The sequence below is a fragment of the Thalassococcus sp. genome, from assembly GCF_982780845.1.
The window spans coordinates 1-14,097 of the sequence record NZ_CEYADA010000005.1; the positions used below are offsets into that span (position 1 = coordinate 1).

At 59.8% G+C, this 14,097-nt stretch carries 15 protein-coding genes; all 15 read left to right on the plus strand.

From position 1 onward, the window contains the following. Positions 1-234 precede the first annotated feature (234 nt). Positions 235-1,239: a Gfo/Idh/MocA family oxidoreductase gene (locus AC4FIA_RS06835; RefSeq protein WP_490365226.1), complete on the plus strand. Its 1,005-nt coding sequence runs from the start codon at positions 235-237 to the stop codon at positions 1,237-1,239. Next, on the plus strand, positions 1,236-2,195 hold the full coding sequence (locus AC4FIA_RS06840; protein WP_287476338.1) for a sugar phosphate isomerase/epimerase family protein: 960 nt from the start codon (positions 1,236-1,238) through the stop codon (positions 2,193-2,195). The genes AC4FIA_RS06835 and AC4FIA_RS06840 overlap by 4 nt, the downstream gene beginning before the upstream one ends. 10 nt (positions 2,196-2,205) lie before the next feature. Then, a complete protein-coding gene (locus AC4FIA_RS06845; protein WP_287476339.1) occupies positions 2,206-2,517 on the plus strand; it encodes a MocE family 2Fe-2S type ferredoxin in 312 nt (103 codons plus the stop codon). Between the two features lies 1 nt (position 2,518). Continuing rightward, positions 2,519-3,292, plus strand: a complete 774-nt coding sequence (locus tag AC4FIA_RS06850) for a TIM barrel protein (RefSeq protein WP_490365227.1) — start codon at positions 2,519-2,521, stop codon at positions 3,290-3,292. Positions 3,293-3,306: 14 nt separating this feature from the next. Continuing rightward, the gene (locus AC4FIA_RS06855; RefSeq protein ID WP_490365228.1) at positions 3,307-4,131 is read left to right on the plus strand and encodes a 3-methyl-2-oxobutanoate hydroxymethyltransferase; all 825 of its coding nucleotides are present in this window, start codon (positions 3,307-3,309) and stop codon (positions 4,129-4,131) included. Then, complete coding sequence (locus AC4FIA_RS06860) at positions 4,124-5,152, plus strand: Gfo/Idh/MocA family protein (protein ID WP_490365229.1); 1,029 nt, start codon at positions 4,124-4,126, stop codon at positions 5,150-5,152. The genes AC4FIA_RS06855 and AC4FIA_RS06860 overlap by 8 nt, the downstream gene beginning before the upstream one ends. A gap of 42 nt (positions 5,153-5,194) precedes the next feature. Next, positions 5,195-6,196 (plus strand): inositol 2-dehydrogenase, encoded by a 1,002-nt coding sequence (iolG, locus tag AC4FIA_RS06865; RefSeq protein ID WP_490365230.1) that lies wholly within the window; start codon positions 5,195-5,197, stop codon positions 6,194-6,196. Between the two features lie 107 nt (positions 6,197-6,303). Then, complete coding sequence (gene modA / locus AC4FIA_RS06870; RefSeq protein ID WP_490365231.1) at positions 6,304-7,050, plus strand: molybdate ABC transporter substrate-binding protein; 747 nt, start codon at positions 6,304-6,306, stop codon at positions 7,048-7,050. 14 nt (positions 7,051-7,064) lie between these two features. Further along, positions 7,065-7,760: a molybdate ABC transporter permease subunit gene (gene modB, locus AC4FIA_RS06875; RefSeq protein WP_490365232.1), complete on the plus strand. Its 696-nt coding sequence runs from the start codon at positions 7,065-7,067 to the stop codon at positions 7,758-7,760. Between the two features lie 8 nt (positions 7,761-7,768). Next, positions 7,769-8,854 (plus strand): molybdenum ABC transporter ATP-binding protein, encoded by a 1,086-nt coding sequence (gene modC, locus AC4FIA_RS06880; protein ID WP_490365233.1) that lies wholly within the window; start codon positions 7,769-7,771, stop codon positions 8,852-8,854. Between the two features lie 43 nt (positions 8,855-8,897). After that, positions 8,898-9,938 carry an aldo/keto reductase gene (locus AC4FIA_RS06885; RefSeq protein ID WP_490365234.1) on the plus strand — a complete coding sequence of 347 codons (1,041 nt, stop codon included), beginning with the start codon at positions 8,898-8,900 and terminating at the stop codon, positions 9,936-9,938. A gap of 12 nt (positions 9,939-9,950) precedes the next feature. Continuing rightward, entirely contained in the window at positions 9,951-10,853 is a 903-nt protein-coding gene (locus tag AC4FIA_RS06890) for an EamA family transporter (protein ID WP_490365235.1), read from the plus strand. A gap of 105 nt (positions 10,854-10,958) precedes the next feature. Further along, entirely contained in the window at positions 10,959-11,816 is an 858-nt protein-coding gene (locus AC4FIA_RS06895; RefSeq protein WP_490365236.1) for a bile acid:sodium symporter family protein, read from the plus strand. A gap of 46 nt (positions 11,817-11,862) precedes the next feature. Beyond that, positions 11,863-12,576 carry a tRNA (guanosine(46)-N7)-methyltransferase TrmB gene (gene trmB / locus AC4FIA_RS06900; RefSeq protein ID WP_103911240.1) on the plus strand — a complete coding sequence of 238 codons (714 nt, stop codon included), beginning with the start codon at positions 11,863-11,865 and terminating at the stop codon, positions 12,574-12,576. 179 nt (positions 12,577-12,755) lie between these two features. Further along, positions 12,756-14,096 (plus strand): 3-phosphoshikimate 1-carboxyvinyltransferase, encoded by a 1,341-nt coding sequence (aroA, locus tag AC4FIA_RS06905; RefSeq protein ID WP_287476349.1) that lies wholly within the window; start codon positions 12,756-12,758, stop codon positions 14,094-14,096. The last annotated feature ends 1 nt before the right edge of the window (position 14,097 follow it).

Sequence of the window (14,097 nt, forward strand, 5' to 3'; positions counted from 1 at the left end):
CGATCGCGGCGGACTTCCGCAAAGGCGAAAAGAGCCGCGAAGAAATCGCCGACCTGATGGCGGGCGGTGAATCCATGGCGGATCTGGAAGCGAATATCGACGGAATGGCCGACGCGTAATCGCGCGTCGACTTTAAGGACAATCCACCTGAATGGGCTGACTTTCCCATTCTTCCCCCCTGACGGCCTGGCGCTTCGCCGGGTCGTCGCATCACTCTTTAGGTCAGATAGAAACATGACAACACGACTTGCTATCATTGGGGCTGGCTTGATGGGCGAAGATCACGCCCGAATTTTCGCTCAGGAAGTGCCCGGTGCGACACTTCAGGTGATCTGTGATCCCGACAACAACTGCGCGGCTGCGGTTGCAGACAAATTTTCGGCGGCGGATGTGGCGACAGATGCCGCAGCGACCATCGCACGGCCAGATGTTGACGCTGTTATCATCGCAAGCCCCGACTTCACCCACGCGGACCTGACACGACAGTGCATCGACGCGGGCAAACGAGTGCTATGCGAAAAGCCGTTGTCGCAGCAATCGTCCGAGTGCCTTGAGGTCATGCAGGCCGAAGTTCTTCTGAACACGCGCCATGTGATGTTGGGCTTTATGCGCCGCTATGATCAATCCTACATGGACATGCGTTCGGCTCTGACCGGTGGCAAGCTGGGTCGTGCATTGATGATGCACAACTTCCACCGCAACGTGGAAACACCTGCGTCGGACTTTACCGGTGCAATGGCAATCACCAACTCGGCCCCGCATGAATTCGACGTTGTGCGACATGTCATGGGTGTTGAATACACCTCGATCACAGCGCATCAGCCGCGCCGGTCGGACAGCCGCGTGGCACCCGTTGTGATGGTGCTGGAAACTTCTGATGACCAGCTTGTCATGATCGAGATTAACAACAACGCGGCCTATGGCTATGACGTGCGCGCCGAACTGGTGGGCGAAGCCGGTTCCATCGCGATCAACAACGTGGCCTACACGCGCACCGACAGCCGTTTCACGTCCAGCACGCCTTATGATGCGGACTGGCGCAGCCGTTACGCGGATGCCTACCGCCGTCAGAACCGTGACTTCATCCGCTTTGTCGAAACCGGCGAATTCCCAGGCATCGCGTCGGATGCGTGGGACGGTTACTGCGCGGCAGTTGTCGCCGAAGCAGGCGTGCGCGCGCTGGAAAGCGGCCAGACAAGCCCTGTTTCCCTGATCGAAAAGCCGGAGTTGTACGCATGAAGCTTGGTTTCGTTTCCGACAGCCTTGGTGGCATGAGCCTTGATCACCTGCTTGATAGCGCTGTGCGCATGGGTGTTTCGGGTATTGAGGTGAATACCTGTGGCTGGTCCACAGCGCCGCATTTCGATCTGCAAACGATGTTGAAAGACGCCAGCGCGCGGAAAGAGTTTCTGAACGCTTTCGACGAACGCGCGCTTGAGGTGATCAGCCTGAATGCCAACGGCAACCCGTTGCATCCGACCGATCCCAAGCAGGGCAGCGACTTGAAGGACACGATCCGTGTTGCAGGTGAACTGGGCATCAAGACCGTGTGCACCATGTCCGGCCTGCCTGCGGGCAATGCCAATGACACGATGCCCAACTGGGTTGTGTCCAGCTGGCCGCCGGAAACACAGGCGATCCTGAACTACCAGTGGAACGATGTTCTGATCCCGTTCTGGCACGAGATTGTCGAACTGGCGAAAGAATGCGGTGTCGAGCGCATCGCGTTGGAATTGCACGGTAACCAATGTGTTTATAACGTACCCTCCCTCCTGAAACTGCGCGACGCGGTCGGGCCCGTGGTTGGGGCCAACCTCGACCCGTCGCACCTTTTCTGGATGGGCGCCGATCCTCTGGCTGCGGCCGAGGCGTTGGGCGATGCGATCTATCACGTGCATGCCAAAGACACGATGCTGAACGCGCCTGTTCAAGCCACAACCAGCCTTTTGGAAAACGGATCCCTGATGGATATTCCGGCGCGCAGCTGGTCCTACATCACGCTTGGTTTCGGCCACGGCGAAGAATGGTGGCGTCAGTTCTGCTACCGCCTGAAAATGGCCGGCTACGACGGCTGGCTGTCTATCGAACACGAAGACGTTCTGTTGAACTCTTTGGAAGGGTTGGAGAAATCCGTGACCCTTCTGCAGGGCGTGATGCCAAGCGCGCCCGCTGACTTCAAACCCCAAGACATCTGAGGAAAGACCAATGCCAACTTGGATTGATGCCTGCGCTGCTGACGATATCGATGAAGAAGATGTCATCCGTTTCGACCACGGGGACCGCACCTTTATCATCGTTCGCGACCACGAAGATAACTACTATTGCACAGATGGTCTGTGCACCCACGAAGACGTGCACCTGTGTGACGGTCTGGTTGTCGAAGCGACAATCGAATGCCCGAAACACGCGTCGATTTTCGACATGACCAACGGAGAAGTGGAAACACCGCCCGCATGTGAAAACCTGCACACCTACCAAACCAAGGTCGAAGACGGCCGCGTGTTCGTGGAAATCTGATATGGCGTTCCAACTGGCCGCATGTGCGGAAATGCTCTGGCAGGACAAGCCCATTGCATGGCGCGCGTCGCGATTGAAAGAGCTGGGCTTTGGTGTCGGGCTTTGGAACTGGCCGGATTGGGACTTGGACGCGCTTGAGAAAACAGGCGCGACCTTCACCATCATGAACGGATATCTGGAAGGCCGTCTTGCAGATGCCGAGGGGGCGGATTTGTTGATCAGGTCCGCCCGCGAAGCAGCGCTGGTCGGCAAGCGTTTGGGCGTCCACCGCCTGAACCTGCATGGCACCGGTCTGGGGGATATGGGTATCCCGATCCCGCAGATGGCGCATGTGGCGCCCGGCATGTGGCTGCGCGCCCGCGACACGCTGCACCGGATTTGCGATATGGCCGAGGAAGAAGGCGTGACGTTCACGCTGGAAAACCTGAACCTGCGCGAACACCCCGGTTGTCCGTTCAATTCCACCGCTGACGTTCTGTCACTCGTTGCCGCTGTGGATCGCCCGCAGTTGCGCATCAACCTTGATCTTTATCACACACAAATCGGCGAGGGCGACGTGATCCGCCACGCCGAAGCCTGCCTGCCGTGGATCGGCGAAGTGCAGGTTGCTGACAACCCCGGTCGCTGTGAACCTGGCACCGGCGAAATGAACTGGCCCATGATCGCCAAGGCACTGACCGCGATGGGCTATGACGGCCCCGTCGGCATGGAAGCCTTTGCCAAAGACGATCCCGAGGACGCGCTGGACGCGTTCCGTGCGGCCTTTACCCTCTAAAGAAGGAACCCCAGATGTATCACAATCGTCCCCATGTCGAAGACCTCCGCGCGATGAAAAAGCGTGGCGAAAAGATTTCGATGCTGTTCGTCACCACACCGGAAGAAGCGGCTGCGGCCAATGCGGCTGGCATCCAAATGCTGTCGATCGAAGGCAAGTTCTTTGATGCAGAGATGCGCGAAGCGGCGGGCGATTGTTTCGTTCAGGTCGGTCTGCCTTATGGCGGTTGGGGTCGCTTCGAAGGCCGTCCCATCGCAACAGGCGAAGACTATCTGCGCGCGGCATTCCACTACGCGGGTATCGGTGGTGACGCCTACTATTGCTCGGCGTCCTACGACATCCAGAAACTGCTGTGTGACAACCACTTGCCCGTCGTTGGCCACATCGGTCTGATCCCGTCCTACATCACATGGACCGGCTGGCGCGCAGTTGGCAAAACCGCGGACGAGGCTCTGGCGCTGTGGAAGCACACCCAGATGCTGGAAAAGATCGGTGTTTTCGGGGCCGAGCTTGAGGTCGTGCCGGACCGCGTTGCGAAATACCTGACAGAAAACTCGTCGCTGCTGATGCTGGGTATGGGCGCGGGCAAGCACGCCGATGCGCAGTACCTGTTTACCGAAGACGTCTGTGGCTACGGCAAAAACCACAAGCCGCGTCACGGCAAGGTCTATCGCAACTTCGCGCCGGAACTCGAGCGTTTGCAGAACGAACGCATCGCGGCGTTCAAAGAGTTCAAGGCAGACGTCGACAACGGCGGCTACCCCGAGGCCTGCCATTCGGTCGCGATCAAGGACGATCAGTTTGATGCGTTCCTCGAGCAGGCACAAAACGATGCTTAAGGTCGGTGTAGTCGGATACGGCACCGGCGGTCAGCATTTCCATACGCCGTTTATCGCGGCGGCCGAAGGCTGTTCGTTGGCAGGCATCGTTGCACGGGCCGAGGCGACTGTCGCCAAGGCGCGTGCCGACTGGCCGGATGTTCCGATTTTTGCAAGCCTGACGGCCATGATCGAGGCAGGCGTTTGCGATGCGGTGACCATCACCACACCGCCCCAGACGCGCCGTGATCTGGTGTTGGAAGCGATCAATGCTGGCCTGCATGTGGTTGCGGACAAACCCTTTGCCCCGAATTACGAGGGTGCAATGGAGCTGGACGCAGCGGCCAAGGCCAAGGGCGTGACACTGGGTGTGTACCAGAACCGCCGCTACGATTCCGATTTGCAGACCTTGGCCAAGATCATCAGGGACGGTCGTCTGGGTCATGTCTGGCGCGTTCACAGCCGGATGGATTTCGACGACCCCGCAACGCTCGAGGCTGGCCCGACTGGCGGTCTGTTGCGCGATCTTGGCAGCCATCTGGTGGATCAGATGATCTGGTTGAACGGTCCGGTCGCGTCCGTTTCGGTGCACATGGATCACGTTGATCTGCCCGAGGGGCGTACGGACGCCAGCTTTGTCATCACGTTGAACCACGAAAGCGGTCCGGTGTCTGTGGTGTCGGCATCAAAACTGAACCGCCTGAGCACCCGTGAACTGCGGGCCTATGGCGATAAGGGCGCTTACGTCAGCTATGGCACCGACGTGCAGGCGCAACAGATTTTCGCGGGCCAGCGCCCGACCGATGATCCGGATGCCTGGGGCTATGAGCCCGAAAGCAACTGGGGCACGCTTTATACCGACGAAGGTCCGGTCAAAGTTCCGGCCGAGCAGGGGCGCTATCACGACTACTATGCCGCCTTCGCCAAAGCGGTCGCCGACGGTACCGAGCCGCCCGTGACGGCCGAAACAGGTGCGCGGACGCTTGCCGTTCTGGATGCCGCGCGGAAAAGCGCGGAAGAAGGCCGGTCCATCCAGCTTTGAAACAACAGGGGTAAAGGGCCCCGATCATCAGGAAATACACATATGATTAAAGTCGGACTTCTAGGCGCAGGTCGCATCGCTGGTGTGCACGCAACCGCCATTTCTTCGCATCCGGGCAGCGAACTGGCTGCGGTGTCGGATTACTTCCCCGAAGCGGCGCAGAAACTGGCGTCGCAATACGGCACGGTTGCCCGCACGACCGAGGAAATCATTGCTGACGACAGCATCGACGCGGTTCTGATCGCCACCTCGACCGACACGCACTCGGATTTGATCGAAGCCGCAACTGCGGCGGGTAAAGCCGTGCTGTGCGAAAAGCCCGTGGACCTGAGCCTTGAGCGCGCACAGGCCTGTCAGGTGGCGGTCGCCAAAACCGACCGTCCCGTCATGATCGGCTTCAACCGCCGCTTTGACCCGAACTTTGGCGCTTTGAAAAATGCGCTCGTCGCTGGCGAAATCGGCAAGGCCGAACTTCTGTCGATCACATCCTTCGATCCGGCCCCGCCGCCGCTTGAGTATGTGAAAGTGTCCGGCGGTCTGTTCCGCGACATGATGATCCATGACTTCGACATGGCGAATTTCATTATGGGCGATCTGCCTGTGTCCGTCACAGCCGTTGGCACATCTATCGTCGATCCGGCCATTGGTGAAGCAGGCGATGTGGACACAGCTGCGGTTACACTGACCTATGCAGACGGACGCATTGCGGTGATCAAGAATTCGCGCCGTGCGGTCTATGGTTATGATCAGCGTGTTGAACTGCTGGGCTCCGAGGGCCTTCTGCAAGCGCAGAACATGCTCGAAAATACCGTGGTCAAAAGCACGACTTCCGGCGTGACCGGTGCCAAGCCGACCTACTTCTTCCTCGAGCGCTATATGCCCGCCTATGCGGCGGAATGGGCGGCGTTTGTCGAGGCGTTGACCAACGGCGGTGCGCTGCCCGTGACACTGGCAGAAGGCGTGGCCGCGCTGGCCATGGCCGAAGCGGCGACGCGTTCGGCCAAAACCGGTGCGCCGGTGATGATGGCAGATATCCTGTCCTAAGACTTCCGCGCCGGACGGCAGGTTTCGTCCGGCGCGACACTTTGGTCGGCTTGCTCATCGCCGCCTTTCGGGACAAGGTTCACCTGACTAATCCGGTGACTGTCCCCATGCTTCGTTTTCTTCTGTCTTTCTGGCTGTTTGCTGCACCCGCTTGGGCGGCGGACCTGACCGTGTTCGTTGCGGCCAGCATGGGCGATGTGCTGGGCGAGGCGGCGGATGTTTGGGAAGATCAGACAGGCCAGCATGTCACCATCGCCCCAGCAGGAAGCTCGGTTCTGGCCCGCCAGATCGCGGCGGGCGCGCCTGCGGATGTTTTTGTGTCTGCCAGCCCTGACTGGATGGATTGGCTGGTCGAACAGGGGATGATCGCGCCTGATACGCGGCGCGATCTGGCGGCGAATGCATTGGTCTTGATCGGGCATGGTTCGGGTGAAACGCGTGATATGCCCGCCGACATCTCGGCACTTCTGCCTGACGATACACGGCTGGCCATGGCGCTGGTCGATGCGGTGCCTGCGGGCATCTATGGCAAGGCGGCGCTGACGCATCTGGGGCAATGGGATGTGATTGCCCCGCGCGTGGCGCAGACCGATAACGTGCGGTCTGCGCTTGCGTTGGTTGCGCTGGGTGAGGCGCCGCTGGGCATCGTCTATGCCACTGATGCGGCCTCGGATGATCGCGTCCATGTGGTTGCGCAGTTCCCAGACGAAAGCCATCCGCCCATCACCTATCCTGCCGCCATCACGGCCGATGCGCCCAACACCGAGGCGGCACAAGCGTTTCTGGAATGGCTGGCAAGTGCCGAGGGTCAGGCGCTTTTTGCCCGATACGGCTTTGTTCCTGTGACCGAGTAAGCTAAGCAATCATCATGGAATACCTAGGACCAGAGGCATGGCAGGCTGTGGCGCTGTCGCTCAAGGTGGCCTTCTGGGCCACGGTCCTTAGCTTGCCTTTGGGGATTGTGACCGCGTACGCGCTGGCGCGGGGGCGGTTTGCGGGGCGTCAGATATTGAACGGTCTGGTGCTGGTGCCACTGATCATGCCGCCGGTTGTAACCGGCTATCTGTTGTTGCTGACATTCGGGCGGCAGGGGCCGGTTGGCGGGATGCTTTACGACTGGTTCGGGGTGACATTGGCCTTCCGCTGGACAGGCGCGGCGCTTGCGGCGGCGATTATGGCGTTCCCTTTGATGGTACGCGCGATCCGGCTGGCGATCGAGGCTGTGGACCCGAAACTGGAAGACGCGGCTGCGACCCTTGGCGCATCGCGTCTGCGGGTGTTTTGCACGGTCACCCTGCCGCTGATCGCACCGGGGATCATCGCGGGGGCGGTGATGGCCTTTGCCAAAGCGGTCGGTGAATTCGGCGCGACAATTACCTTTGTGTCGAACATCCCCGGCCAGACCCAGACGATCCCGTCGGCCATCTATGCCTTCCTGCAAGTGCCCGGCGGTGAAAACGCGGCGCTGACGCTGGTGGTGATTTCGATCACTCTGGCTTTGGGCGCAGTTGCCCTGTCGGAATGGCTCGCGCGTCGCGTGGCGCATAGGATTTCTGGCAAGTGACGTTGTCGGTGAACATAAAGCGCCGCCTTGGCGATTTCGCCCTGGACGTCAGTTTCGACGCGCCGGACGGGGTGACGGTTCTGTTCGGTCGCTCGGGGTCCGGCAAAACATCGGTGGTGAACGCGGTTGCCGGTTTGCTGAGGCCGGACGAAGGGCGGATCGCCTTGCATGACCGCGTCCTGTTTGATGCAGGTGCAGGCGTCGATGTGCCGGTTCACAAACGCCGTCTTGGCTATGTCTTTCAAGAGGCGCGGCTTTTCCCGCACATGTCAGTACGCGACAACCTGCTTTATGGGCGCAAGGCCTCGGGTCTGAAAGGGCAGGGTGATCTTAGCTGCGTGGCCCAAATGTTGGGGATCGAGGGCCTTTTGGACCGTCGCCCTGCACGTCTGTCGGGCGGCGAGGCGCAGCGCGTGGCGATTGGGCGTGCGTTGTTGTCGGAGCCTCAGATTTTGTTGATGGACGAACCGCTGGCGGCGCTGGATGCGCCGCGCAAGGCTGAAATCCTGCCGTATCTGGAACGCCTGCGCGCCGAAAGCGGCTGTCCGATTATTTATGTCAGCCACAATCTGGCCGAGGTCGCACGGCTTGCCACCCATCTGGTGGTTCTGGAAGATGGCAAGGTTCTGAAAGACGGCGCGGTCAGTGACCTGCTGTCCGATCCGTCGATGGTCCGTGTCTTTGGTGTGCGCGATGCGGGTTCGGTGCTGACGGCTCAGGTGGTAGATCATGCCGATGATGGCGTGACGGAATTGAAAGTATCGGGCGGCACGCTTTGGCTGCCCACAGTGCCAGCCGAGGTTGGTAGCCACTTGCGCGTGCGCATTCTGGCACAAGAAGTTTTGATCGCGGCGGACCGGCCTGTTGGATTGTCGGCGCTGAATGTCCTGCCGGTGACTGTGCTGTCGATGAAACGTGGCGACGGGCCGGGTGTGATCGTGCAGCTAAAAGCAGGCGATGACACGCTTTTGGCACGGGTCACGCGGCGCAGTGCGGATGCCTTGGGGCTGCACGTTGGCGGCGCATGTTTTGCGGTTCTCAAATCCGTGGCGGTGGCTCCGGCTGACGTGGGTGGGGGCTTGCAGTCAGGGTGAGAGCGCGTAAGGTCCGCCGCAAACACCAATAAGGAGCGCCCCCATGAAAATGCGACCGCTGGGAAGCACAGGCATCGAAGTTTCCGAACTCTGCCTTGGCACCATGACTTTCGGCAACCAGACACCTGCCGAAGAGGGCCACGCACAAATCGAATATGCCTTTGATCACGGCGTGAATTTCATGGACACCGCCGAAATGTATCCGGTCAATCCGGTCAAGGCCGAAACCGTCGGTAACACCGAGGCCATCATCGGCGACTGGTTCGAAAAGACCGGACGCAGAAATGACTGGGTCCTTGCAACCAAGCTGACCGGCCCCAGCCAGTTGGTCCGCGACGGCGCGCCCATGTCGCCGGACACCATGCGCGCCGCACTGGAAGGGTCGCTGAAGCGTCTGAAAACCGATGTGATCGACCTTTACCAGCTGCATTGGCCGAACCGTGGCAGCTATGGCTTCCGTCAGAACTGGAAATACGATCCGTCCAAGCAGAACCGCGAAGACAACCTTCAGCACATGGCTGATATGTTGGGTGCGCTTCAGGATGAAATCACCCGCGGCACCATCCGCCACATTGGCCTGTCGAATGAATCCGCTTGGGGCCTGACCAACTGGATCCGCGTCGCCGAGAAGATGGGTGGTCCGCGTATGGAAACGGTTCAGAACGAATATTCGCTGATGTACCGCATGGCCGACACCGATCTGGCCGAGGCGCTGATCAACGAAGGCGCGGGCCTGCTGCCCTATTCGCCGCTGGGTGCGGGGCTTTTGTCCGGCAAATACCAGAACGGTGCGTTGCCGGAAGGCAGCCGCATGGCGATCAACGGTGATCTGGGCGGCCGTAAAACCGACCGCGCGTTCCTTGCCGTGGACGCCTACCTTGAGGTGGCCAAAAAGTTCGGGATCGATCCGGTCCACATGGCGTTTGCATGGTCTGCGCGGCGTCCGTTTGTGTCTTCGTCGATCTTCGGCGCGACCACGATGGAGCAGTTGAAAGTCGCGTTGGGGGCATCGGATGTCGAGCTGTCGGACGAGCTTTTGGCGGCATTGGACGAGACGCACAAACAGCATCCTTTCCCATTCTGATCGGGTTAAAACATGGAATTGTGGATCGTCTTTGCCATTGCTGCGGCGCTGTTTCAGACGATCCGCTTTATGCTACAAAAGGTGCTGAGCACAGGAACGCTTAGCACCGCAGGCGCTACCATTGCGCGGTTTGCCTATGCGATGCCTGCGGCTTTGGTTCTGACCAGCGGCTATCTGTTTTACACGGGTCAATCTGTGCCAGAATTGGGTGGGGTTTTCTGGCCCTACGCCTTGGCCGGTGCCATCGGCCAGATTATGGCGACGCTCTGTGTGGTGGCCCTGTTCCGGCAGCGTAATTTTGCAGTTGGTATCACCTTCAAGAAAACCGAAGTGATCCAGGCCGCGCTGGCCGGTTGGGTCGTGCTGTCCGAACCCCTGAGCGGCTACGGTTGGCTAGCGATCCTGATCGGGCTGGTTGGCGTTCTGATCCTGTCCGACACGCCCAATACCAACGGGTCGTTCCGCGAACGGTTTCTGACGCGGGCGGTGGCGCTGGGTCTGTTGTCTGGGGCATTTTTCGCCATGGCCGCCATCGGCTATCGCGGTGCGACGCTTCAGGTTGCCAGCGATGATCCCATCATTCGCGCAGGTGTTTCGCTTGTTCTGGTGACCCTTTCCCAAACAGTGATGATGGGGCTGTGGATGCGGTTCAAACAGCCGGGCGAACTGACACGTGTCTGGCAGGCGCGGCGCACGGCGGTTTGGGTGGGCATCACATCCATGGCGGGCAGTTTCGGATGGTTTGTGGCCTTTACCCTGCAAACCGCCGCTTATGTTCAGGCCGTGGGCCAGATCGAACTGATCTTTTCGATCATGGCCTCGACCCTTTTCTTCAAGGAAAAGATCACCGCGAAAGAGATCACCGGTATCGCAGTTCTGACGGTGTCTATCCTGCTTCTGATCCTTGTGATATAGCTGCGCTGCAGCATCAGCACGACGCAGCGTCCTTTCCGTTTTCATTGGCTTTTTCGCCGCCTCCCACGCCAACATGATCCAACGGTGTAAGGGAGGAATGCGCCAATGTTGTTGGAAGTCGTGCTGCCGCTGTCGCTGGCATTTATCATGTTTTCATTGGGTTTGGGGCTGACCTTCGCCGATTTCGGGCGTGTCTTGTCGATGCCGGTGCCTGTGCTGGTGGGGTTGGTGTTGCAGATCATTGGCGTTCCCTTGGTGGCTTTGGCCGTACTTCAGGTGGTGTCGCTGCCTCCGGCATTGGCGTTTGGCGTGATGATCCTGTCGTTCTGCCCGGGCGGTGTGACATCCAACGTTCTGACGCGCCTGTCCGGCGGGACGGTGGCGTTGTCGATCACGCTGACCGCTGTGGCCAGCTTGTTGTCCGTACTGACCGTGCCTTGGTTCACGGCTTTGGCCTCGACGCGTTTTCTGGGGGATGAAGGCCCCGAGATTGATGTGTCTTCGCTGGCCATTGCGATGGCTGCGATCACGGTTGTGCCGGTATTGATCGGCTTGCTTCTAAACCGCTTTTTGCCCGGCGTCGTGGGGCGTGTTGGTCATTTGGCGGAAAAGCTGGCGATGGTGTTGTTCGTGATCATCGTGATCGCGGCGATTGCCACGAATTGGTCGGTGCTGATGGAAAACCTTGCCAGCCTTGGGCCGGTCGTGGTGGGGATGAACGCGCTGTTTCTGGTCTTGGGCGTGGTGGTTGCGTTGGTGCTTGGGCTGTCCGGCGGCGACGGGCGGGCCATTGCTGTCGAGCTTGGCGTTCAGAACGCGACGTTGGGTATTGCGGTGGCGGCGATCATCGCGGGATCAGGGACCTTGTCCGACTATGCATTGCCCTCGGCCGTCTATGGGATCGGCATGTATATCGTGACCATTCCGGCGATTTGGGTGCTGCGGCGTATGATGCCTTCGTAGTCCCAGCTTCTTGACCTTAAGCGCGCGCTGTTGCATGGCGCGTCCCATGTCAGAGAAAAAGCACCCCTCGGGCGCCCCGTGGCGCAATTTCTATGGTCGGTTCAAGGGCAAGACCCTGAGACCGAAGCAGGAAGAATATCTGGAAAACGATCTGGCGGCTTTGTCCCCCGGAGCGGTCGGTTGGGACGTAAACCCTGACCGCGAAAAGCTGGATATCGACGCGTTGTTCGGCGGTCGCCCCTTGTGGCTGGAGATCGGCTTTGGCGGTGGTGAACATCTGGTGCATCAGGCCAAGAATAACCCTGACAAAGGGTTCATCGGCTGCGAACCGTTCATCAACGGCGTCGCGATGCTGTTGGGCAAGGTGAAGGACGCAGGGCTGGATAACCTGCGTATTCATCCCGGCGATGCGCGGGATCTGTTCGATGTTCTGCCCGATGGTGTGGTTGAAAAGGCATTCCTGCTCTATCCCGACCCATGGCCCAAAAAACGCCATCACCGTCGGCGGTTCGTGACGCAGGAGCATCTGGAGCCCTTGCATCAGGTGATGCGGGAAGGGGCCGAGTTCCGTGTTGCGACGGACATTCCCGACTATGTGCGCCAGACCATGCTGGAAGTGCCGAAAGCCGGTTTCGAATGGCTGGCCGAAGGCCCGTCGGACTGGCGTGATCCGTGGGATGATTGGCTTTCGACACGCTATGAGCAGAAGGCCCTGCGCGAAGGCCGCACGCCCCATTATATGACGTTCCGCCGGACCTAAGGTGGCTGGGGGCTTTGCCCCCTTGGCCTTTGGCCAATTCCCCCAAGGTATTTGTGGACAGAAAATACATGGGTTTGGGCTTAATCGCGGCTTTTGTCGCGTTTGAGGGCCGTGGAAGGTGTGGACCTTGCGCGGCGGGACAAGTATCAAACCGCGACTGATGAATAAGGAAGGTTTCTATGTCGAGCCACGGCCCCGCCACTCCTATGTCTGCACATAAATCCTCGGGTCTGTCCGGTGAGGCGCATGTCCCCGGTGACAAGTCGATTTCGCACCGGTCGCTGATCTTTGGCGCGATGGCTGTCGGCGAGACCCGCGTGACCGGCCTTTTGGAAGGTCAGGACGTGCTGGATACGGCCAAGGCGATGCGGTCGTTTGGTGCCGATGTAGAAAAGCAAGGCGACACTTGGGTCGTGCAGGGCGTGGGCGTCGGCGGCTTTGCCGAGCCCGATCACGTGATCGATTGCGGCAACTCGGGCACGGGCGTGCGCCTGATCATGGGCGCGATGGCGACCTGTCCGATTGCGGCGACGTTCACAGGTGATGCCAGCCTGAACAAACGCCCCATGGCGCGTGTGACCGATCCTTTGGCGCTGTTCGGGGCACGGTCCTATGGCCGGTCCGGTGGCCGTTTGCCGATGACGATCATCGGTGCGGAAAACCCGGTGCCCGTGACCTACACCACGCCGGTGCCGTCCGCGCAGGTGAAGTCCGCTGTTTTGCTGGCGGGTCTGAATGCGCCGGGCCAGACCGTGGTGATCGAACGCGAAGCGACACGCGATCATTCCGAGCGGATGCTGGCGGGCTTTGGCGCTCAGATCGTGACCGAGGATACCGATGAAGGCCACGTCATTACGCTGACCGGCCAGCCCGAGCTGAAACCGCAGACAATCATCGTGCCACGTGATCCGTCCTCGGCGGCGTTCCCTGTCTGTGCGGCGCTGATTACCGAAGGGTCGGACGTGTTGGTGCCGAATATCGGCCTGAACCCGACGCGCGCGGGGCTGTTCTATACGCTGCAGGACATGGGCGCTGATCTGACGTTTGAAAACATGCGCGAAGAGGGCGGTGAACCTGTCGCCGATCTGCGTGCCAAGTATTCGCCCGATCTGAAGGGTATCGAGGTGCCCGCAGAACGTGCGGCGTCTATGATCGACGAATACCCTGTTCTGTCCGTTGTTGCGGCCTTTGCCGAGGGCAAGACGCATATGCCAGGCGTGAAAGAGCTGCGCGTCAAGGAAAGCGACCGGATTGATGCGATGGCCACGGGCCTTCGCGCTGCGGGCGTCGATGTGGATGAGGGCGAGGACTGGTGGACGGTTCATGGCCGTGGCTTTGGCGACGTTGCCGGTGGTGTAACAGTGAAAACCCATTTGGATCACCGCATCGCGATGTCCTTCCTTGTGATGGGCTTTGCAACGAATGCGCCGATGACGGTTGATGACTCCGGTCCGATTTCCACATCCTTCCCGATTTTCGAAAACCTGATGACCCAATTGGGTGCCAAACTGACACAATAAG